General features: G+C 56.0%; 22 protein-coding genes. 14 read left to right on the top strand and 8 right to left on the bottom strand.

The genetic code is table 11. The features are described 5' to 3' along the window. Nucleotides 1–538: 538 nt before the first annotated feature. Nucleotides 539–697: a general secretion pathway protein GspB gene (locus METAL_RS21315; RefSeq protein ID WP_084675312.1), complete on the top strand. Its 159-nt coding sequence runs from the start codon at nt 539–541 to the stop codon at nt 695–697. Nucleotides 698–783: 86 nt separating this feature from the next. Here METAL_RS21315 and METAL_RS19245 read toward each other — a convergent pair whose 3' ends face one another. Next, nucleotides 784–1,977, bottom strand: a complete 1,194-nt coding sequence (locus METAL_RS19245) for a cytochrome-c peroxidase (protein ID WP_005375054.1) — start codon at nt 1,975–1,977, stop codon at nt 784–786. Between the two features lie 48 nt (nt 1,978–2,025). Continuing rightward, entirely contained in the window at nt 2,026–3,246 is a 1,221-nt protein-coding gene (locus tag METAL_RS19240; protein WP_005375053.1) for a hypothetical protein, read from the bottom strand. Between the two features lie 161 nt (nt 3,247–3,407). Between METAL_RS19240 and METAL_RS19235 the strand changes: the two genes are divergently transcribed. From METAL_RS19235 to METAL_RS19210, 6 genes are all read left to right on the top strand, one after another. Next, nucleotides 3,408–3,617, top strand: a complete 210-nt coding sequence (locus METAL_RS19235) for a hypothetical protein (RefSeq protein ID WP_245549426.1) — start codon at nt 3,408–3,410, stop codon at nt 3,615–3,617. Nucleotides 3,618–3,755: 138 nt separating this feature from the next. Further along, a complete protein-coding gene (gene gnd, locus METAL_RS19230; protein ID WP_005375052.1) occupies nt 3,756–5,201 on the top strand; it encodes a decarboxylating NADP(+)-dependent phosphogluconate dehydrogenase in 1,446 nt (481 codons plus the stop codon). Nucleotides 5,202–5,291: 90 nt separating this feature from the next. Next, complete coding sequence (locus METAL_RS19225; protein WP_245549425.1) at nt 5,292–5,474, top strand: addiction module protein; 183 nt, start codon at nt 5,292–5,294, stop codon at nt 5,472–5,474. A gap of 452 nt (nt 5,475–5,926) precedes the next feature. Further along, nucleotides 5,927–7,411, top strand: coding sequence for a glucose-6-phosphate dehydrogenase (gene zwf / locus METAL_RS19220; RefSeq protein WP_005375049.1), 1,485 nt, complete (start codon nt 5,927–5,929; stop codon nt 7,409–7,411). Beyond that, the gene (gene pgl, locus METAL_RS19215; protein WP_005375047.1) at nt 7,412–8,095 is read left to right on the top strand and encodes a 6-phosphogluconolactonase; all 684 of its coding nucleotides are present in this window, start codon (nt 7,412–7,414) and stop codon (nt 8,093–8,095) included. It abuts the gene before it with no gap. Between the two features lie 153 nt (nt 8,096–8,248). After that, nucleotides 8,249–9,022 (top strand): DUF5765 domain-containing protein, encoded by a 774-nt coding sequence (locus METAL_RS19210; RefSeq protein ID WP_005375044.1) that lies wholly within the window; start codon nt 8,249–8,251, stop codon nt 9,020–9,022. A gap of 47 nt (nt 9,023–9,069) precedes the next feature. On the opposite strand, the gene amrS is transcribed toward METAL_RS19210, so the two are convergent. Beyond that, on the bottom strand, nt 9,070–10,155 hold the full coding sequence (gene amrS, locus METAL_RS19205; protein ID WP_005375042.1) for an AmmeMemoRadiSam system radical SAM enzyme: 1,086 nt from the start codon (nt 10,153–10,155) through the stop codon (nt 9,070–9,072). 136 nt (nt 10,156–10,291) lie between these two features. Between amrS and amrB the strand changes: the two genes are divergently transcribed. The 4 genes from amrB to METAL_RS19185 are packed head-to-tail and all read left to right on the top strand — an operon-like array spanning nt 10,292 to nt 13,798. Continuing rightward, nucleotides 10,292–11,074 carry an AmmeMemoRadiSam system protein B gene (gene amrB, locus METAL_RS19200; protein ID WP_005375040.1) on the top strand — a complete coding sequence of 261 codons (783 nt, stop codon included), beginning with the start codon at nt 10,292–10,294 and terminating at the stop codon, nt 11,072–11,074. Nucleotides 11,075–11,129: 55 nt separating this feature from the next. Then, nucleotides 11,130–11,729, top strand: a complete 600-nt coding sequence (locus tag METAL_RS19195) for an alpha-ketoglutarate-dependent dioxygenase AlkB family protein (protein ID WP_005375035.1) — start codon at nt 11,130–11,132, stop codon at nt 11,727–11,729. Nucleotides 11,730–11,747: 18 nt separating this feature from the next. Beyond that, the gene (locus tag METAL_RS19190) at nt 11,748–12,569 is read left to right on the top strand and encodes a nucleoside phosphorylase-I family protein (RefSeq protein WP_005375034.1); all 822 of its coding nucleotides are present in this window, start codon (nt 11,748–11,750) and stop codon (nt 12,567–12,569) included. Nucleotides 12,570–12,619: 50 nt separating this feature from the next. Continuing rightward, complete coding sequence (locus tag METAL_RS19185) at nt 12,620–13,798, top strand: M20 aminoacylase family protein (RefSeq protein WP_005375033.1); 1,179 nt, start codon at nt 12,620–12,622, stop codon at nt 13,796–13,798. A 25-nt stretch (nt 13,799–13,823) separates the two neighbouring features. Here the strand turns inward: METAL_RS19185 and ribA are convergent, their stop codons facing one another. From ribA to METAL_RS19165, 4 genes are all read right to left on the bottom strand, one after another. Beyond that, complete coding sequence (gene ribA / locus METAL_RS19180; protein ID WP_005375032.1) at nt 13,824–14,438, bottom strand: GTP cyclohydrolase II; 615 nt, start codon at nt 14,436–14,438, stop codon at nt 13,824–13,826. A 67-nt stretch (nt 14,439–14,505) separates the two neighbouring features. After that, a complete protein-coding gene (locus METAL_RS19175; protein WP_005375031.1) occupies nt 14,506–15,123 on the bottom strand; it encodes a class I SAM-dependent methyltransferase in 618 nt (205 codons plus the stop codon). Nucleotides 15,124–15,155: 32 nt separating this feature from the next. Next, nucleotides 15,156–16,004, bottom strand: a complete 849-nt coding sequence (locus METAL_RS19170; RefSeq protein WP_005375030.1) for a sulfurtransferase — start codon at nt 16,002–16,004, stop codon at nt 15,156–15,158. Nucleotides 16,005–16,009: 5 nt separating this feature from the next. After that, entirely contained in the window at nt 16,010–16,987 is a 978-nt protein-coding gene (locus METAL_RS19165; RefSeq protein WP_005375029.1) for an NAD(P)H-quinone oxidoreductase, read from the bottom strand. Between the two features lie 123 nt (nt 16,988–17,110). Between METAL_RS19165 and argC the strand changes: the two genes are divergently transcribed. After that, nucleotides 17,111–18,142 carry an N-acetyl-gamma-glutamyl-phosphate reductase gene (gene argC, locus METAL_RS19160; protein ID WP_005375028.1) on the top strand — a complete coding sequence of 344 codons (1,032 nt, stop codon included), beginning with the start codon at nt 17,111–17,113 and terminating at the stop codon, nt 18,140–18,142. Between the two features lie 123 nt (nt 18,143–18,265). Beyond that, entirely contained in the window at nt 18,266–18,598 is a 333-nt protein-coding gene (gene erpA, locus METAL_RS19155) for an iron-sulfur cluster insertion protein ErpA (RefSeq protein WP_036303796.1), read from the top strand. Between the two features lie 57 nt (nt 18,599–18,655). On the opposite strand, the gene METAL_RS19150 is transcribed toward erpA, so the two are convergent. Beyond that, the gene (locus METAL_RS19150) at nt 18,656–19,702 is read right to left on the bottom strand and encodes a M23 family metallopeptidase (protein ID WP_245549424.1); all 1,047 of its coding nucleotides are present in this window, start codon (nt 19,700–19,702) and stop codon (nt 18,656–18,658) included. 393 nt (nt 19,703–20,095) lie between these two features. Between METAL_RS19150 and tyrS the strand changes: the two genes are divergently transcribed. Further along, entirely contained in the window at nt 20,096–21,292 is a 1,197-nt protein-coding gene (gene tyrS / locus METAL_RS19145) for a tyrosine--tRNA ligase (protein WP_005375021.1), read from the top strand. Nucleotides 21,293–21,656 lie beyond the last annotated feature (364 nt).

Below are 21,656 nucleotides of genomic sequence, written 5' to 3'. Positions count from 1 at the left end.
CATTGAACTCTTAACAATGCGATAAGGTGCGCATCCTTAATTAGGCTGCTCGTTAGGCGCGGCGATCGAGACGCCAACGGCAATCTGAGCGACGACGGCGTTTGGATCTACGCCTATAACCTCGACAATCCACTGACCGCCGCCAACCAGACCGGTTTCAACCCGTAAGGTGGAACGCGCTAGCGCATTTTCGCTTTGTGTATGTGGCCTTCGTAAGGAAAACACGTCATTTCAGCAGAACCTGCCCCGGTCAGGGATTGCCGGACGACTGATAACCCCGTTCCCCACGTTTGAAGACCTACCGCCCGCATAAAATCATCGTCTGTGTTCGCCCGATTCTAAACGTTAAGGAGGGGATAAATATCCCGTCCGGCACCTGTATCTTACGGGTTCAGCCCGTAGGGTACGCTGTGCGTACCATCAATGTCGAAAGGTACGCACAGCGTACCCTACGGGGCTGGACTTAACCGCATGGTACCCTTCAGAAGGTGAGGGCTTCCCTACACGCGATATGAAAATGCTCTAGCGGTTCCGCTTTATGTATGCTGACAATCCCGCAGACCGCTTTGTCATACTGAACATGACGAAATTAAGATCGGCCAGACCACCAAAGAATGCGGTCGAGATCAGGGAAATCCGTTCCGACGGGGTCATCGCGAGTTACGGCGGCAGAGTGTTTCGCATCGAGCGCCCTTGATGGGCCGGGGAAAAGAGCTCAGGCGTTCACCCGGCGGCGTTCGGAAACGCTGCCAAGGCCTTCCCTCGGACGCTGGCTTTCGGCCTTCACGGGGCTTTAAATTGCCACGGCGATCCGTTTCTATAGCCGTCGGTCAGCGTTTTCAAAAAAGCCACCAGATCGCCGATTTCGCGCGGCGTGAGGCGCAGCGATCCCAATTCCCCGTGATTGACGTTGGCGATTACCTCCGCCGCCGGCCAGCACTTCTGCGCGCGTGCCTTGGCTTCGGTGGTCAGCGGGTTGCGGCAGCGCGGCTTGAGGTCGCGCGTGCTGTAAAACTCCACGACTCCGCGCAGGGTCTTGAAATAGCCGTTGTGCGTGTACGGCGCGGTAACGGCGACGTTGCGCAAGGTGGACACTTTGATTTTGCCTTCTTCCAACGGGGCATCCAGAATGCCTCCCAAACCCAGATCCACGAAGTAGGCGCCGTCGGGGTTGAATTGGGGAGCCAGGCCGTAGAACGGATTTTCCGGGTTTTTGGGTACGCCGATATTGTCGTAGCTGTGATCGGTAAACAGCGGCGGCGTGCCGTTCACCGGCCGATTGGGGTGGCAGGCCGCGCAATTGCCCTTGTTGCCGGCTTCGAAAACCGTCAGTCCGCGCCTTTCCTGCGCGGTAAACGCGGCTCTGCCGAATAGATAATAATCGTATTTCGAGCTGAAGCGGTTCAATACCGGGCTGCGCTCGAAGGCCGCGATCGCATCCGCAATACGGTCGTAGGCGACTCCGTTATCGTTCAGCGCGCCGGCGCCGTAGACGGTATCGAACATCGCTGCATAAGCCGCATTGCGGACTTTGTCGACTACCGTTCCGGGATCGGGATTGGCCATTTCGATGGGATTGAGGAAAGGCGCCTTGGCCTGGTCGGCCAGTGTCGAAGCGCGGCCGTCGAGGAACTGGCCGCCGAAATACAGACCTTCCCCGCGGTCGAAATGAAAGGCCGGCGCATAGGCCGAATACATTGCCGTCGGCGTATTGCGGTTGCCGAGCAGCCCGGCGATGACGCCTTTGGATGTGGGCCTGGATTTATCGGCATCGGTAAAGGCTGTCGCGGGGTTGTGGCAGGTGGCGCAAGCCTGCCCCGGCGGTTCGGATAAATGAGTGTCGAAGAACAATTGCTGGCCCAGTTGCTGCTTCGGGGTCAGATTCTGGCCGCCGGGCAGTATGGGGGCGGCAGCCCCGGCCGGCGCGGCGGCTAATCCGCCGGCAACGGCGATGAGGGCATAAAACTTTAATTTCATCGGAAAACCTGTTGTAAAGGCCGCTCGGCATGCCGGGCGGCGAAAATATCAGTAAATGAAGCCAACGCCGAGGTTGAATTCGTCGCCGAACGGCACGCCGAGCGGAACGAGTTTCCGATCCTGAATGTTGCGGTAATCCGCCTTGATGACAATATTGCTGATTGGCTTATAACTCAGGCCGGCTTGATAAATCCAGCGGTCCAGGCCGGTGCTCTGGTCGAACGGCATGCCGGTTGCCGGGTCTTTGGCCACGGAGGCCAGCGTGTTGTAACGTTCGACGCGGAAGAAAGGCGCCAGATATTGATTGCTGTCCTTCCAGAGGAACGGCATGATGTCGTGGGCCGCTTCCACATACCAGCCGTAATTTTCCTTGCCGACCGGGCCGCCCGCTCCCAGCAGAGGATTGAGGAATTCGGTGTTGTCGATCTTGCTCCAGGCTCCTAAAGCGCGAAGCTCCAGTCCTCGGTGCTTATATTCGATATGGCCTTCGTAAAGCTGAGTGAAAACGTTGACGGTATTGCCGTTGAAATCCACAATGTCTTTTTGCCCGCTGTTGCCGAGGAATGTCGAAGCGCCCACCATCAGGCCGGGCGCGAAGTTCGGCGAATAATCCAGTCGGCCGGTGAAGGCGAAGTCCTCGGCCTGGCTGTTGCTGCCGCCCTGGCGCCCTTCCGTGATGCCGACATTGCTGAATTCCTTGGCGTTCAATCCGTTCGTCGCATACATGCGGTATTGCAGGCCGGGCAGAATCTCGCCGAAAAGGCCGGCTCCCATTTCCCGCCAGGTCGATGGAATGATGTAGCGTTCCACGTCCGGACGATGGTTGCCGTGGAAGGTGGTGGGTTCGTGCATTTCGTTAATGAATCCCATCGGCATTAGCATCAGGCCGGCCCGGATGTTGTATTTGGGATCAAGCAGGAAATCGAGTTGGGAGAATTCCACCGAAACTTCGCCTTTTTCTTCGCCGCCTTCGCCGGTCGTGGCATGTTCGAATTCGAACTCGTTGTTCAGGATGATCCAGTCGTTGAACTTGTAACCGAGATAAATGACCGCGCGTTCCAGATCGGCGGTGTCCTTGTTGGTGGTGTTGTCGCCGCGCGCATTGGCGTAACTGGTGTACATCGCCTCGCCGTAACCGCCGATGGACAGGCCGCGGTTGACCCGGTAGACGTTGGAGGCGGCGGGGCCGAGGCCGTATTGGCTTTTATATTCGCGCGATTCCGGTATGAAGAGCTGGGTCTTGAGTTTTTCCACTTCGCCGGCGAGCACGTCGGTCTTGCGCTCCAGCTCGCCCTTGCCGCCGGCAGGCGCTGCCGCTGTAGCCGCTGCCGCCGGCGCGGCGGTGGCTTGTTGAAGCGCTTTGCTTTGCGCCTGCTGCGTTTCCTTCAGCAGGCTGATTTCCTGCGCATTTCCATCTGTTCTCGATGGGCATGCTGGTCGTGACCCTGACTCATCTGATGCTGATGACCGATTTTTCGATACGACTCAAAATCTGGATCAGCAGCCTGACCTATATTTCCGCGGTCGCGGATGAAGCGGGCGGCTGGCTGGTCCGTTTCGTGCACCCGGTGTTCGCTTATTTCAAGATCGGCGCATTTTTGCGCTGGAGTTTTCGCTGGCGGTCCTGTTGGCCGTGGTGATCTTTGCGATGATTCAATTCAGAATCAGGATGCGCCACGCCGGTTCGGGTTAAATCCCCGTTTTCTGCGCTTTTCTATCGGCCGTCCTTCCCGGCATGATAAAATTCGGCCCAACCCAATTTTTCTGGAGAACAACTGATGAAAGCGAATATCGGATTGATCGGCCTGGCGGTCATGGGCCAGAATCTGGTCCTGAACATGAACGACCACGGCTTCAGGGTCGCGGTCTATAACCGCACGACCCGGACCGTCGACGAGTTTCTCGAAGGTCCTGCCAAGGGAACCCAAGTGGTCGGTACCCATTCGCTCGAAGATCTGGTCGACAGCCTCGAAACGCCTCGCATCGTGATGCTGATGGTCAAGGCCGGCGAAGTGGTCGATCAATACATCGAAAAATTGATCCCGCTGCTCTCGCCCGGCGACATCATCGTCGACGGCGGCAATTCGCTGTTTACCGATACCGACCGCCGCACCCGCTATCTGGCGGAGAAAGGGCTCAACTTCATCGGCACCGGCGTGTCGGGCGGCGAGGAAGGTGCCCGGAATGGGCCTTCGATCATGCCCGGCGGCAACCCGGCGGCCTGGCCTGCGGTGAAGCCGATTTTCCAGGCGATCAGCGCGAAGGCGGACGGCGAGCCCTGCTGCGAATGGGTCGGCGAGAACGGGGCCGGACACTATGTCAAAATGGTGCACAACGGGATCGAATACGGCGATATGCAGCTGATCTGCGAAGCCTATCAATTGCTGTCCGAGGGACTCGGTCTGTCTGCCGACGAGATGCACGAAATTTTTGCTGAATGGAACCGGGGCGAACTCAGCTCCTATCTGATCGAAATTACCGCCAATATTCTGGCTTACAAGGACGAGGACGGCCAGCCGCTGCTTGAAAAAATCCTGGATACCGCCGGCCAGAAAGGCACCGGCAAATGGACAGGCATCAATGCGCTGGACCTTGGCATCCCGCTGACGCTGATCGGTGAATCGGTCTTTGCCCGTTGCCTGTCCGCGCAAAAAGACGAAAGGATCAAGGCTGCGAAGCATTTGCCGAAACCGCAGGGCCAATTCAGCGGCGACAAAAAAGCGATGATCGATGCGATCCGCGATGCGCTGTATGCCGCCAAGATCATTTCTTACGCGCAGGGTTTCCGACTGATGCGGGAAGCTTCGAAGGAGTATAAACTGTCGCTCAACTATGGCGAAATCGCGCTGATGTGGCGCGGCGGCTGCATCATTCGCAGCCAGTTCCTGAACGACATCAAGCAGGCGTATGAAAAAAATCCGGAGCTCGAAAACCTGCTGCTCGACGACTTTTTCGTCGCCGCGATGAAACAGGCCGAAGCCGGCTGGCGCAAGGCGGTGATCCTGGGCATCGAGCTCGGCATTCCGACCCCGGCGTTTTCGTCCGCCCTGGCTTATTTCGACGGCTACCGCACCGAACGCCTGCCGGCCAATCTGCTCCAGGCGCAGCGCGACTATTTCGGCGCGCATACCTACGAGCGGATCGACCGGCCTCGGGGCGAGTTCTTCCATACCGACTGGACCGGGCAGGGCGGCAAGGTCGCTTCGACGACATACAATGCGTAATTTGGATAGCGGCGTAGTCATAATTCATGCTACTTCGCTTTTCTCCGTTTTGAGGGCGAAAAATTCATGAATATTTCCGAGATATCACGAATGAGTCAAATCGAAAGGCTTCAAACGATGGAAATAATCTGGGATTCTCTTCTCCGTGAAGATGCGGAAATCGATACGCCCGATTGGCATGAAAGCGTGCTTGCCGACCGAAAGCTGAAAATTGAAGAAGGTAAAGCCCAATTCCGTGCTATTGAAGAGCTCAGAACAAAACGGGACGGATGAAAATAGAACATATCCGAATTCTCTCGGATGCCGAAGATGATCTTGAAGAAGGGCGCAAGTTTTACGGCAAACAGGGTAAAAACCTGGGTAATTACTTTTAGGACAGCTTATTGTCCGATATAGAGTCGTTAGTCATTTTTGCAGGCATCCACAAAAAAGAGTTTGGGTTTTACCGAATGTTCTCGAAGCGCGCTTCCCTTATGCAATTTATTATGATGTCAGCGGCAATGTCGCCTCAGTCGTTGCCGTACTGCCGATGCGAAGAAACCCGGCATGGGCAAAAACGAAAATGAGCGGCAGAACCCAAACAAACCGTAGGGCGGAATAGCGAAGCGAATTCCGCCAAATGTAAGGTATGGCCTATAAGGCGCAATAAGGCTATCTCCTAATTGCGCCGAGGGCTGAATTACCTCAATTACTCCCCAGAATTAACTCCAATACAAACCCGACCCATGAACGCCGAACCCTGTACCTACGTTATCTTTGGCGCCACCGGCAACCTCTCCCGAATCAAGCTGATGCCGGCGCTTTACCATCTCGATGTCGCGAAACAACTGCCCGAAGGCACGCGCATCGTCGCGATCGGCCGCCGGCCCTGGGATCAACAGAAATGGCTCGCCGAAGTCAGGGACATGATTCAGGCCAAGGTCAAGGACGACTTCGACGAAACGGCCTTCCAGAACTTCAGCCAGCGCCTGTGCTATCACCGGACCGATATTCAGCAGCCCGAGGATTACAAGGCATTGGCCGAACTTTTGAACGGTAAACAGCAATTCCCGCGCAATATCGCGTTTTATCTGTCGATCAGCCCGGCCGATTTCGGCACCGTGCTGGAACAACTCAGTCATAGCGAACTGTTCGACGAAGAATTCGGCTGGCGGCGCGTGATTATCGAAAAACCGTTCGGCTACGATCTGGACAGCGCGCAGGCGCTGCAAAAGCGCATCAGCCATTATCTGAGCGAGGAGCAGATCTACCGGATCGATCATTATCTCGGCAAGGGCATGGTGCAGAACGTGCTGGTGTTCCGGTTCGCGAACGTGATGCTGGAGCCGCTCTGGAACCGCAATTACATCGATCACGTCCAGATCACCCATTCCGAAGAGATCGGCATCGACAGCCGGGGCGATTACTATAACGGCGCCGGGGCGCTGCGCGACATGCTGCAAAGTCACCTGCTGCAGTTGTTGACGCTGGTCGCGATGGAGCCGCCGGTCTCGATGGAAGCCGAGGCGTTGCGCGACGAAAAGGTCAAGGTGCTGAAGTCGATCCGACCGATTCCGAAAGAAGCGGTGCATGCGCACGCCCACCGCGGCCAGTATGCCGCAGGCACGATCAAGGGCGAAAAGGTCAAGGGCTACCTGCAGGAAGAGGACATCCCGGCCGGCAGCGTGACCGAAACCTACGCCTCGATGAAACTGTACATCGACAATTGGCGCTGGCGCGGCGTGCCGTTCTATATGCGCACCGGCAAGCGGATGGCGAAGGCGCAATCGACCATCTCGATCTGTTTCCGGCATCCGCCGCTGCAATTCTTTCGCGACACGAACGTGAACTGCATGAATCCGAACTGGGTGCTGCTCGGCATTCAGCCTGAAGAATGCATCAAGATGGAAATGACCGTGAAGGAGCCGGGCCTGGAAATGAGCACCCGCTCGACCACGCTCGACGCGAGCTTCCGCAATCACGACGAGAAAGCGATCGATGCTTACGAAGATTTGCTGCTGGACGTTCTGAAGGGCGACCGTTCGCTGTTCCTGCGTTTCGACGAAGTCGAGCACGCCTGGCGCATCGTCGATCCGATCCTGCAGACCTGGGCGGTCGAGCGCGACTTTATCGCGACTTACCCGGCCGGTTCTTGGGGGCCGGAAGACAGCCGGCTTTTCGACAAAGACAACCAGACCTGGCGCAGTTCATTAACCCCGGAGTGCAAGTAAATGCAGAAAAACGTCCTCTGGCGGACTTTTTCGACCGCCGATCAGGTGGCCGAAGCCGCCTCCGAACAAATCCTCAAGACGGCCGAGGAGGCCATTGCGGAACGCGGCCGTTTCAAGCTGGTGCTGGCCGGCGGCACCACGCCCGAAAAAGCGTATCGCCTGCTCGCCAAGGCGGAAACCGACTGGTCGAAATGGCATATCTATTATGGGGATGAACGCTGCCTGCCGAGCGATCATCCGGACCGCAACAGCAGGATGGCGGCAAAGGCATGGCTTGCGCAGGTGCCGATTCCTGTCGCGCAGATTTTTACGATTCCGGCAGAGCTCGGCCCCGAAGCGGGGGCGCTGCAATACCGTCAGGCCGTCGCCGATGCGCTGCCTTTCGACCTGGTGCTGCTTGGGATGGGCGAAGACGGCCATACGGCCAGCTTGTTCCCCGGACATGTCCACAACCGCGACGAGCTGACCCATGCGGTTTATAACTCCCCGAAACCGCCTCCCGAGCGCGTTTCGATCAGTGCCAAAGCGTTGAGCGACACCCGCCGGTTGATCTTTCTGGTCACCGGCAAAAGCAAGCAGGAGCCGGTCAGGCAATGGCAGGGCGGCGCGGATTTGCCGGTCGCCGCGATCGAGCCTGGCTGTCCCGTCGAAATTTATATCGACAGCGACGCCTTGCCGGGCTGATTATTTTTTCCCGGCCGCCGGCGCTTGAATGCAGCGGCGCTTTTTCAGTTCGAGCCTCTGTAATAGAATAACCGGCCGAAGAAAGGGGGATGGCATCGTCTTCTTTCCCGGCAGAAAGTTTTATTCGATAACTATTATAAGAAGGTTCAAATTATGTGTTGGAGTGGAGAAGCGTCCGGCGTGCTGGCCGCCGCGGGGCTCAGTACCGCGGCTTATGTCGCCTACAAGGGGGAATCGAAGGAATTGTGGATTCCGTTGACTTATTTTGCGTTGATGGAACTGTTGCAGGCCGCCACTTATATTTATATCGATCTGTGCGGCAATCCGAAAAATCAGATATTGACAATGTTCGGCTATATTCACGTCGCGTTCCAGCCGTTTTTCGTGAATATGGTCGCGATGTACTTCATTCCGGAAAGCGTCAAACTGAAAATCCGTACGACCGTGTACACGATTTGCGCGATCGGCTCGCTGACGATGCTGGTCAAGATGTACCCGTTCGACTGGGCCGGCCATTGCGTGATCGGCACCGAAGGCTTTTGCGGCACCGGCGTCTGCTCGGTTTCCGGCGACTGGCACATCGCTTGGCAAATGCCGTTGAACGGCTTGTTGTCCGGTCCGCAGGAATGGCTGTTCGGCTTCGACTGGGGCCTGCATGCGCTGACCTATATCCTGGTTTCTTTCTATCTACCGGCATTGTACGGTTCCTGGCGTTTCGTCGCTTTCCATTACGTGATCGGACCGTGGATTTCCGACATCACGACTACCGATCCGAACGAATATGCCGCGGTATGGTGTCTGTTTTCGATCGCGCTCTGCGTCTCCGTGATCAAAACCCCCATCCGCAAGCATTTGCACGTCAAGACCTGGCTTTTTTACAGCAAATGCCAGCCTCCGGAACTCCGTACGGTCGAACAGACTTCCTAACTCGGTAAGATGAGCGAGAGTCCCAGGGATCAGATCGGTTCCGGAATTCAGCTCATCGCCACGCTGCGGCGTCTGGCTCCCCAGGAGCCGGGTCGTTCGGCGAAGACGCCGGCGCATGGCGTTCCGCAAAACGTGCAATGGCCTGTCGTGTCAAGGTTCCATTCGGATAGTTGATGCCAGTCCCGGCCGATCAGCAAGTTACCGCAGCTGTGGCAGTAGGTGCTTGAGGCCGACTTGTCGTGCACGTTGCCGACATAGGCGTAGCGGACGCCGTTTTCTATCGCGATCCGCCGGGCGTTCAGCAAAGTCTGCTTCGGCGTCGACGGTTTGTCGAGCATTTTCCAGTCGGGATGGAAGGCGGTGAAATGCATGGGTACGTCGGGGCCGAGATTTTCGACGACCCACCTTGCCATCTCTTCGATTTCCGCATCCGCATCGTTTTCGCCCGGAATCAGCAAAGTGGTCAGCTCCAGCCAGACCGGCGTTTCGTGCTTGATATATTTCAGCGTGTCGAGCACCGGCTGCAGGTGGCCGCCGGTGATCTGATGGTAAAAGCGTTCGCTGAACGCTTTCAGGTCGATATTGGCCGCATCCATCCATTGGTAGAATTCGGCTCGGGGCTCCGGGGTCACATAGCCGGCCGAAACCGCAACCGATTTCAGGCCGAGCTTGCGGCAGGCTTTCGCGGTGTCGACCGCGTATTCGTGGAAGATCACCGGATCGTTATAAGTATAGGCGACGCTGGCGCAGCCGTGTTCGAGCGCGGTCTTCGCGATCGCTTCGGGCGTGGCCTTGCTCATCAGCGTATCCATTTCGCGCGATTTGCTGATGTCCCAATTCTGGCAGAATTTGCAGGCCAGATTGCAGCCGGCGGTGCCGAACGAGAAGACCGGCGTGCCGGGCAGAAAATGATTCAACGGTTTTTTTTCGATCGGGTCGATCGCGAAGCCGCTGGAACGTCCGTAGCTGGTCATTACGACCTGGTGGTCAAGATTCTGTCTGACGAAGCACAGGCCGCGCTGGCCTTTGTGCAGCTTGCAAAAGCGCGGGCAGGCGTCGCATTGTACCCGTCCGTCTTCAAGTACATGCCAGAACCGGGTTTTGACGGTATCGGCAGAAATGAATTCAGTCATTACGACTCTCCAGGAACTATTGAATTTTCGATTTGTCTTTAGTGGTTGAAGTAATAAAATCAACCTGCAGTGCTGCTAATGGGCTGATAATCTTATAATCTAAGAATAAGATCGATTTTGGTGAAAAGGCAACATTATGAACAGACAACCCGCCGTTGCAGGAACTTTCTATCCTGCCGAACCTCAGCAACTTCATCTGCTGCTCGATCAATATCTCAATGATGCCGATACCGCGCCGAAAGTTCCCAAGGCGATAATCGTGCCCCATGCGGGCTATATTTATTCAGGACCGATAGCCGCCACCGCTTATGCGCGCCTGCTCAAGGCCCACGACCAGATCAGCCGGGTGGTGCTGATCGGCCCTTCGCACCGGGTCGGCTTTCATGGGCTGGCCATCACCAGTGCGCAAAACTTCGTTACGCCGCTCGGCAGTATCGAAGTCGATCAGCGAGCGGTGCACGCGATCGCCCAACTGCCGTTCGTCGATTATCTGGAGCAGGCGCACGTGATGGAGCACAGCCTGGAAGTGCATCTGCCGTTTCTGCAGGAAATGCTGGACGATTTCAAGATCGTGCCGATCGTGACCGGCGATGCGCCGGCCGAGCAGGTGGCCCAGGTACTCGGAATGTTATGGGGCGGCGAGGAAACGCTGATCGTGGTCAGCTCCGATCTCAGCCATTATCACGACTATGCGACCTGTCAGGAACTGGACAAGGCCACCAGTGCGGCGATCGAAAAGCTGCAATACGAAAGTCTGGGTATCGATTCGGCCTGCGGACGGGTAGCGATCGGCGGATTGCTGAAGCTGGCCCGGGACAAATCGCTGGCCGTCAAAAACATCGATCTGCGCAATTCCGGGGACACGGCGGGGGATAAGAAAAGGGTCGTCGGCTACGGGGCTTACGTGATCGAAGCCTGATCCCCGGCACCTTGTTTTTTGTCTCGCTGATCCTCCGCGCCGTTAAAATCGTTCTGTGATCGACCGGCCCAATCTTTGCCCTTTCGACGGTGAAATCTACTGGATCAAGGGCTTTTATTGCCCTCCCGAGGCCGACCGGTTATTCGACGATTTTTACCGGACCTTGGACTGGCAAGAGGAAGCGGTGCTGATTTTCGGAAAAGCGTGCAAGGTGCCGCGCTTGATGTGCTGGTACGGTGATCCGGAGACGATTTACCGCTATTCGGGCGTGGCGCATCGGCCCTTGCCGTGGACGGGCGAGTTGGCGGCGGTCAAGGCGCGAATCGAACTTTGCAGCGGCTACGCATTCAACAGCGTGCTGGCCAATTTGTATCGCGACGGACGCGACTCGATGGGCTATCATGCCGATAACGAAAAGGAACTTGGGATCAATCCGGCGATTGCATCCCTAAGCCTGGGCGATTCGCGCCTGTTCAGGCTGCGCCATAAAAAGCGCCGGGAAAACCTGGACATTGTGCTGGAACGCGGCGACTTGCTGGTGATGGCCGGCACGCTGCAGCATCATTGGCTGCATGCGTTGCCGAAAACCCGGCAGGTGAAACATCCCCGGATCAATCTGACGTTCCGCCGTATTCTGCCGACTTCCGGCCGTTAAGCTTTTCTCTTCGAACCCATGCCCCAATCCGCCCGGACGATTTTCATCCATACCGCCCTGTCTTGCGAAGCCCGGCCGCTGATCGACCATTTTCGGTTGAAAAAGGACCTGGACAGCCATCCCTTCGAACTGTACCAAAATGACCGGATTTGCCTGACCGTCGCCGGCATCGGCAAATGTGCGATGGCGGCGGGCGTGGCCTATACGCAGGCAAGGGTTGGCGGCGCCGATGTCCCGATCCTGCTGAATGTCGGGATTGCCGGCCACGCGGAGCATGAAGTGGGAAGCGTGTTCTTGGCGGGCAAAATCGCCGACGCGGATGCTTCGAAAAATTTTTATCCTCCGCTGGCGTTTTTGCCACCGTGCGCGCTCGAGACGGTCCGGACCGGATCGAGGCCGCAGTTGGATTATTCCGCGCCGCATCTTTACGATATGGAGGCGTCTGCATTTTACGAAACAGCGGTGCGTTTTTCGACCGGTGAGTTGATTCAATGCCTCAAGGTCGTTTCGGACAATCGGCAGGCGCCGGCGGTCCGGATACAGCCCAGACAGGTTACCGAACTGATTGCGGGGCAGTTGCCGGTTCTGGACCGGCTGTTGGCTGAGCTGTGCAGCCTTCGGGATTCGATTTTCTCGCCGGAACCCCGTCAATTCAAGGCTTTGCTTGGCCTTTTCCATTTTTCTGTAAGCGAACAGCGGCAATTGCGGAGTCAACTCTCGCGTTGGGAATGTTTGACCGACGGCAGACGGCTCGAAATCGACGAGGGCGGTTTCCGAAACGGCAAGGACGTTTTATTATGGCTTGCCCGGCAAATCGATGCGCTCGACTACGCCTTGTAAGAAGGGGCCGATGAATAAGAAATCGAATGAACTAAAAAGGAAATAACCGCATGACGATCACGAACGATCTGCAACCGCTTCACGAGGCCATGCGCGGCTGGCGGCAGCATCTTCACCGGCATCCCGAAACCGCTTTTGAAGAAGTCGAAACGGCGCGCTTCGTTGCGGAAAAGCTGAAGGCTTTCGGGTTGACCGTGCACGAGGGGCTCGGCAAGACCGGCGTGGTCGCGACCTTATCCTCGGGCATCGGCAAACGCACGATCGGTCTGCGTGCGGATATGGACGCGCTGTTTATCGAAGAGAAGAATACTTTCCCGTATAAATCCGAGCATCACGGCAAAATGCATGCGTGCGGGCACGACGGCCATACCGCGATGCTGCTCGGCGCGGCTAAGATATTGACCGAAAAGCCGAACTTCGACGGCACGGTGGTGTTCATCTTTCAGCCGGCCGAAGAAGGCCGCGCCGGCGCCAAGCGGATGATCGACGACGGTCTGTTCGAGCGTTTCCCGGTCGAGCAGGTGTTCGGGATGCATAACTTTCCGGATATTCCGGCCGGGCATTTCGCGGTCAGGCCGGGTCCGATGATGGCCTCGTTCGACTGCTTCGAAATCCGTGTGAAAGGCCGGGCGACCCATGCCGCAATGCCGCATTTGGGCACCGATGCGATCGTTGCGGCCGCGCAAATCGTCAATGCGCTGCAGACGATCGTCAGCCGGACAGTCGATCCGGCCGATTCGGCAGTGGTCAGCATCACCCAGGTGCATGCCGGCAATACCTGGAACGCGATTCCGGAAGAGGCCGTTATTCGCGGTACCTATCGCTGCTTTAAGCCGAGCGTGCAGCGGCTGGTCGGCGAAAAAATCGGCCGGATCGTGGATGGGGTTTGCGCGGGGCTCGGCGTTGCCGCGGAAATCGCCTTCAATCCCGAAAATCCGGGTTATCCGGTCACCTTCAACAGCGAGGTCGAAACGGCCTTGGCGACCCAAGCCGCGATCGCGGTAGCCGGAGAGGACGGTGTCGATCTTAGGCCCACGCCGTGCATGGGATCGGAGGATTTCGCGTTCATGCTGCAAGAAAAGCCGGGCTGTTATCTCTGGATCGGCAACGGTCCATCCCGTAACAGCTGCCTGCTGCACAATCCGCATTACGACTTTAACGATGAGATTCTGCCGACCGGCTCGGCTTACTGGGTAAAGCTGGTCGAAACCGTGTTACCTGCCCGCTGAAGGCAGGCAAGAGATGGCCGGAGTGCTATTCGTGTTCTTTTTTGCGCTCGAATAGCATGTGGGCCATCTTTTTGGCCTTGGTTTTCAGATAATCGAGATTGTCGTTGTGGGCGGCGGCGACGATCGGGATCCGGTTCACGACGTTCACGCCGAGTTTTTGTAGCCCTTCGATTTTCTGCGGATTGTTCGTGATCAGTTCGATCGATTTGACGCGGAGCGACTCCAGGATCAGCGCGGCAATGTCGTATTCCCGCTCGTCGGCTAAATGGCCGAGGTGAATGTTGGCATCGACCGTATCCATGCCCGCATCCTGCAGGTTATAAGCCTGCAGCTTTTTCAGCAGGCCGATGCCGCGCCCCTCCTGGCGCAGATAGATCAGAATGCCGACTCCCCTTTGCTCGATCATTTGCATCGCCATGTCGAGCTGTTCGCCGCAATCGCAGCGCCTGGAGCCGAGCACGTCGCCGGTAAAGCACTCGGAGTGGATTCGCACCGGCACCTGTTCGGCGCCCTCGACCCGCTCGCGGACCAGCGCGACATGTTCCTTGTCGTCGAGATTGTTGCGGTAATAATGCAGGATGAATTCGCCGTGCTGGGTGGGTATCGGCGTCTGGACTAAGTCTTCTACTGTCGGCTTCACGTCAATTATTAAAGATAAAAAGACCTTATATTTTACTCAAATCCGGTATTCGGGATAAATTTTCCGCTCATTTGACCGCTTCGATCAATTTGATGATGTCGCCGCTGCGTTCGTCGACCCGTACGTGCCGGAAGCCGCAGGCCTGCACGTTTTTGACCGTATTGCGGTTGATGTTCGCACCGACCGCCTTGACGACCAGCGGGTTCATCAGGTTCATCAGGCCGGCCAGCACGGCATGCGAACTGATCACATGCTCCAGCAGCAAAACGCGTCCGCCCGGCTTGCAGACCCGGTGCAGTTCCTTCAGGCCTTTCATTGGCGCAGGCACCGAGCAGAATACGAAGGAGGCGACGACCGTATCGAAACTGTTGCTCGCGTAATGCAATGACTGCACATCCATCAATTCCAGATCGACATCGACTTGTTTCCGGTGTTTTTTGTTCCGGGCCTGTTCGAGCATTTTCGGGCTGAAATCGATCGCGGTGATTCTTGCACCTGTTGGGTAGTAGTCGAAATTCTTGCCGGTACCGACGCCGACTTCGAGGATATGGGAGCCTTCCACGGACTCCCAAAGTTTTTTCCGCCAGCTCCTGAAAAACAGCCCCTCCATCATCGCTTCGAGGCCGTCGAAATAAGGCGCAAGCCGGTCGTAACGGCGCTGGATGGTGGTGCTGTCGATTTTCATGGGCGGATCCGAAGGCTTGAGTATTGGAAACGTTATTTGCCGGTCGCGACAGGCCGGTTTTTGTTTCGAATCCATTCGCTCCAGGAGCCCGCGTAAAGTTTCGAGCCTTTGAGGCCTGCATGTTCCATTGCGAGCAAATTGTGGCAGGCAGTGACGCCGGAGCCGCACATATGGACGACTTGTTCCGGCGGCCGCTCGCCGATCAGTGCCTGGAATTGCCGCCGCAACTGGTTGGTGGGTAGAAATTCGCCGCTGGCGGCCAGATTGGCCTGAAAAGGCCGATTCAGTGCACCTTTCACATGGCCCGCTACGGGATCGATCGGTTCGGCTTCGCCGCGGTAACGCTCGGGCGTGCGCGCATCGATCAGGCAAATCGATCGGGAGGCCAGACCGTTTTGCACGTGCGCGGCCGTCAGCCAGGACGCATCCTGCAGGTAAGGCCTGAAGATTGTAGGTTTGACCGCCGGCAGGGCGGTCGTAATCGGATAGTCTTTTTTTTGCCAGAGCTTGATGCCGCCGTCCAGTACCGCGACCTTGTTGTGTCCGAGGTAACGGAGCAGCCACCACAGACGTCCCGCAAACGCGCCGCCTGCGTCATCATAAACGACGACTTGGCTGCGGTTGTCGATGCCCCAATGGCCGAGTTTTTGCGCCAGTACGCGAAAGTCGGGCAGCGGATGGCGGCCTGTCCGGCTGGTAATGACCGATGACAGATCTTTGTCGAGATGAGCGTAGCGCGCATTCGGCAGATGCCCGTGCCGGTAATTTTTAGCGCCGAGCCCGGTGTCGGCCAACGCGAACCGGCAGTCGACCACGACCCAGTCCGGACGGTCGATTTGGGCTTTCAGGGCATCGGCGGAGATGAGTGTGCTGTAAGACATGCAAGTTATACCTTCAAGATGATTTTACCGATATGTTGGCCGGATTCCAGCCGTTCGTGCGCCTTGGCGGCTTCGCCGAGATCGAATACGCTGTCGATGACCGGCCTGATTTTACCCGAAGACAGCAAGGGCCAGACTTTTTCCTGCAATTGCCTAGCGATTTGCGCTTTAAACGGATCGTCCCGGGCGCGCAGCGTCGAACCGGTTAATGTCAACCGTTTCAGCATGATCTGCCAAAGGTCGATTTCCGCTTTAGCGCCGTGCTGGATCGCGATCTGTACCAGTCTTCCCTCGGTTGCCAGGCATCTCAGGTTCTTGGGCAGATAATCGCCGCCGATCATGTCCAGGATCATGTCGACTCCTTTGTTTCCGGTGAGTTGTCTGATCTCTTCGGCAAAATCCTGAGTTCGGTAGTTTATCGCGGCTGCGGCGCCGAGTTGACGGCAAAACTCGCATTTGGCATCGGAGCCGGCGGTCACCGCGACCCGGGCGCCGAAAGCGTTGGCCAGTTGAATCGCGGTCGTGCCGATGCCGCTGCCGCCCCCGTGGATCAGCAGCGTTTCGCCGGCCGCTAAACGAGTTCGATCGAAAACGTTGCTCCAGACCGTGAAAAAGGTTTCGGGCAGAGCGGCCGCCCGGATAAAATCGAGGCCTTCCGGAATCGGCAAGCACAGCGATACCGAGGCGGTGCAATATTCGGCATAGCCGCCGCCGGTCAGCAAGGCGCAGACGGCCTCGCCGATCTTCAAATGGCTGACGTTTTCACCCAAGGCTTCGATAATGCCGGCAATTTCCAGGCCGGGGATATCCGAGGCGCCGGGCGGAGGCGGATAGACGCCGCGGCGCTGTGCCGCGTCCGGGCGGTTGATGCCGGCGGCGGCGACCTTGATCAGGACTTGGTGCGGCAACACCGGGGGTAGGGGACGTTCAGCGAGGGCGAGCGCTTCAGGTCCGCCGGGCTGAGTGATTTCTATCGCGCGCATCGCATCAGGCACAGGTATGGGGGTATATCGTGAATATCCGGTTGATGATAACGATTTTTGAGAATTGGGAAGTATTATATACTCATGCAATTTCAAAGAAATGAACGAGAGGGATTTAAACCGATGATTCGAGCGGGAATAGTGGGCGGCACCGGCTACACGGGCGTGGAGCTGTTGCGGATTTTGGCCCTGCATCCGGAAGTCGAGGTTGCCGTGGTCACTTCGCGCGCAGATGCCGGGGTGCGGGTCGATGCGGTGTATCCGAGCCTGCGCGGCCATATCGACGCGGTGTTCACCGCGCCCGAGGTCGACACGCTGGCTGCCTGTGATGTGGTGTTTTTTGCCACACCTAACGGCACCGCGATGCTGATGGCCGAGCAATTGCTGGCACGCGGCGTTAAAGTGATCGACCTGTCAGCCGATTTTCGTCTGCAGGATGCAAAGGAATGGAGTCAATGGTACGGTATGGAGCACGCCTGCCCGGATTTGATCGCGGAAGCGGTTTACGGTTTGCCCGAGATTAATCGGGAGCGGATCAAATCAGCCCGGCTGATCGCTTGTCCGGGCTGTTATCCGACTTCGGTGCAGCTCGGCTTTTTGCCGCTGCTGGAAAAGGGGCTGATCGATTGCGATCATCTGATAGCCGACGTCAAGTCGGGCGTGAGCGGGGCGGGACGCAAGGCGGAACTTGCCGCATTGATGAGCGAATGCGGCGAAAGCTTCAAGGCCTATTCGGTTTCCGGGCATCGTCATTTGCCCGAGATCAGGCAAGGGCTGGCGTTGGCGACCGGCAAGCCGGTCGGGCTGACGTTCGTGCCGCATTTGACGCCGATGATCCGGGGCATTCATGCGACGCTATACGCGCGTCTTGAGTCCAATACCGAAGATTTGCAGGCGCTGTATGAACAAAAGTACAAAGACGAGATTTTCGTCGATGTATTGCCGAATGGCGCGCATGCCGATACCCGGAGCGTGCGGGGCAGCAATCGCTGCCAGATTGCGATCCACCGTCCGCAGGGCGGGCAAACGGTGGTGATTTTGTCGGTGATCGACAATCTGGTGAAAGGTGCCTCGGGACAGGCCGTGCAGAACATGAATCTGATGTTCGGCCTGGCAGAGGATGTGGGACTCAGCGCAGTCGCTTTGTATCCGTAAAGGCGAAGCACGGGATGGGCGGTAAATCTTGGCTTGCCCGGCAAGAGTCGAAATCTTGACTCTTTTACTGGGTATAGTCATAATTCCCGCCATACTTCAACTATTTTGTACATTGACAAGTTTATGGCAAATCCAATTAATTTTACCGACAGCGCGGCCGCCAAGGTCAGCGAACTGATCGCCGAGGAAGGCAACGATAATCTGAAGCTGAGAGTTTACGTGACCGGCGGCGGTTGTTCCGGTTTTCAATACGGTTTTACGTTCGATGAAGAAGTCAACGAGGATGATACCAGTATCGTAAAAGGCGGCGTGACGGTATTGATCGATTCGATGAGCATCCAGTATCTGCAAGGCGCCGAAGTGGATTATAAAGAAGACGTGAACGGTGCGCAGTTCGTGATTCGCAATCCGAATGCGACGACGACTTGCGGGTGCGGATCCTCGTTTTCCGCTTGATTTAAGATAAAAAAGGGAGCTTACAAGCTTTATATCAGTAGATTCAATGGATGAAATCTACTGATTCCTAACCAGCATGTTTCTGGATTTGGTCTGATACAGTTTCGCCAACAACGGTTTGGTCTGTTCTTTGAATTCGGCCAGTTGTTGATTGGCGAGGCGCATCGGGCGTTTGAGTTCCAATGACTCCGGATTTTGATGTATGCCGTCCTTCCGGAACTCATAATGCAGGTGTGGACCGGTCGCGAGCCCGGTTTGGCCGACATAACCGATCACTTCCCCCTGCATTACGCGGTCCCCGTCGTTCAAGCCGCGCTTGAAGCCGGAAAGATGTGCATACAGCGTCTCGTAATGATCTCCATGCTTGAGGATCAATACCTGCCCGTATCCGCCTTTCCTGCCTTTGAAAACGACTTCGCCGTCGCCCGCGGCTTTGACCGGGGTGCCTGTGCGGGCGGCATAGTCGACGCCTTTATGTGCGCGGATGCGATTAAGGACCGGATGCCGCCGGTGAGTATCGAAATGTGAGCTGATACGAGCATAATCGACCGGCGTGCTCAAAAAGGCTTTATGCAGGCTGTTGCCTTCGGGAGTGTAATATCCTGCATTGCCGTCGGCATCTTCGAACCGGACCGCCGTAAGAAATTTACCGCGGCTGACAAATTCGGCTGCATAGATACGGCCTCTTTTGGAGTTGCCCGTGTCGGAGCTGTTCTTATAGAGTACGGTAAATTGATCGCCGGGATGCAGATTTGATGCAAAATCAATGTCCCACGCGAAAATCCTGGTCAATTCGTCTATCAACTCGTCGGACAACCCCGCTTTGTAGCCGGCTTCGGCAAGATCGGTTTCGATGATGCCATAGGTTCCGGTCAACCCCGAGGACTCGACCGGTTCAGCCGATTCCAGATAACTGGAGCTCTGGCTGCCGAGTATGGCAATGGTCGAGGATGCGGGGGCGGTTTCGATAGGAGGAATGCCGCGCTGGCTGAATCTGGGAAAGTGCAGCTTGTTTTTTGCCAGCGGATAGAGAGTAGTGGAAATTCTTGCGGTGTTTGTTTCTTCCGTATCGAGAATGATCGGCTTTTGCTGGGCCTTTGCCAAAGTAGGCCTTTTTTTATATGGCGAAGCGGAGGAATGTGATCGTTCGGAAGATGATGCACGATGGTTCGCTGCTTTGCGTGAATGCAACTTGGAGCGCTTGGAGGCATCGCTCGCATGCTTTTTAATGGCCAAATGCGAAGTTCTGGCGTCCACGGTGGACGATGTAAGCGCCAGACCCACACTGATCAGCAAGGGGGCGTAAAATTGAATTTTCACGATGAAGAAGATTAAGTTATTGAAATTGAAACAATAAAGCAATAATTAACTCTATCCTGAAGTCATTGTACGGATTTTTTTGATATTTGCCAATTATAGATGGGTATTTTTTTCTTTATAATACCTATCCCACAATATTAATCGATTACTTATCTAGATTTTTAAGGGAGAAATAAGTTGCAAGCGGAAATAGTGGCGGACTTGTTAAGAGGAGCGCAAGATGTGCTGCTTGAGCAGGATCTTATCAAAAAAATTGAAGAAAAACGGCCGCTTAGAATTAAAGCGGGATTTGATCCGACGGCTCCCGATTTGCACCTGGGGCATACGGTATTGATCAACAAGCTGAAACAGTTTCAGGATCATGGGCATGAAGTGCTGTTCCTGATTGGTGATTTCACCGGCATGATTGGCGATCCGACCGGCAAAAACGTCACGCGTAAGCCGTTGACCCGCGATGAAGTGATCGAGAACGCCAAAACCTACGAAGAGCAAATTTTCAAGATTCTCGATCCGACTAAGACATTGGTCATGTTCAATTCCAGCTGGATGAATGCGATGTCGCCGGCCGATCTGATCCAGTTGGCCGCCAAGCATACCGTGGCGAGGATGCTCGAGCGCGACGATTTCAGCAAGCGCTATAAAAACGGTCAGCCGATTGCGATTCATGAGTTTCTGTATCCGTTGATTCAGGGGTATGACTCGGTTGCAATGAGAGCGGATGTCGAGTTGGGCGGGACCGACCAGAAGTTCAATTTGCTTGTCGGACGGCAACTACAGGAGCAATACGGCCAACAGCCGCAGGTTGTGATCACGATGCCCATTCTGGAGGGTTTGGATGGCGTCAACAAAATGTCCAAATCGTTAAACAATTATATCGGCATCACCGATACGCCGGATGACATGTTCGGCAAACTCATGTCGATCTCCGACGAACTGATGTGGCGTTATTTTGAATTGCTGAGTTTCCGTCCGATGACCGAAATCAGACAGTGGCGGCAGGAATGCCAGTTGGGGGCCAATCCGCGCGATTACAAGGTGCTGCTGGCGCAGGAGATCATAGAAAGATTCCATAGCGCGGCGGCGGCCCAAAAAGCACTCGAAAATTTCGAGGCCCGGTTCCAGCGTGGCGCGATGCCGGATGAGATCGAAGAGAAGGAAATCAAGATTCAGGGCGAACACTACGGTATCGCTAATATACTAAAAGACGCCGGTCTGACTGCCAGCACGTCGGAGGCGATCCGAATGATTAACCAGGGCGGAGTGAAAATCGACGGAGAGAAGATTTCCGACCCCAAGCTGGAAATTGCGGTGGGCGCGAGTCACGTCTATCAGGTCGGTAAAAGGAAATTCATGAAGGTGATGCTCGCTAATTGATCGAATGGATATTTGCAGTTGATTTTTTTATAAAAACTAAAGGGTTAACGGGTTTTTGGTTCTAAGGGTCGAGCAGAATTTCACAAAACCGTTTGCCAAGTCCGAAAAAGTGCGTATAATGCGCCTCTCTTTCGCCGGCGACGGCGAAGCGGCCGGGATGGCCCGTCGGATTCCGACAGAAACTGAAACGGATGGGTTGACAAATGGTTGAGCTAGGGTATAATGGCCGGCTCAATTCGCCAGAAGCAAGGCGGCTTCGGCGGAGCCTGAAAGGATTTCAGGTCAGGATGTCCAGAAAGGACACTGAGAAAAAAGAGTTGACAGGTTATAAAAGATCTTTATAATAGTCCGACTCAACGAGGCT

The sequence above is a fragment of the Methylomicrobium album BG8 genome, assembly GCF_000214275.2.
GTDB lineage: Bacteria > Pseudomonadota > Gammaproteobacteria > Methylococcales > Methylomonadaceae > Methylomicrobium > Methylomicrobium agile.
The sequence above is the reverse complement of the archived record's forward strand: the minus strand, read 5'-3'. Positions and strand labels throughout refer to the sequence as shown.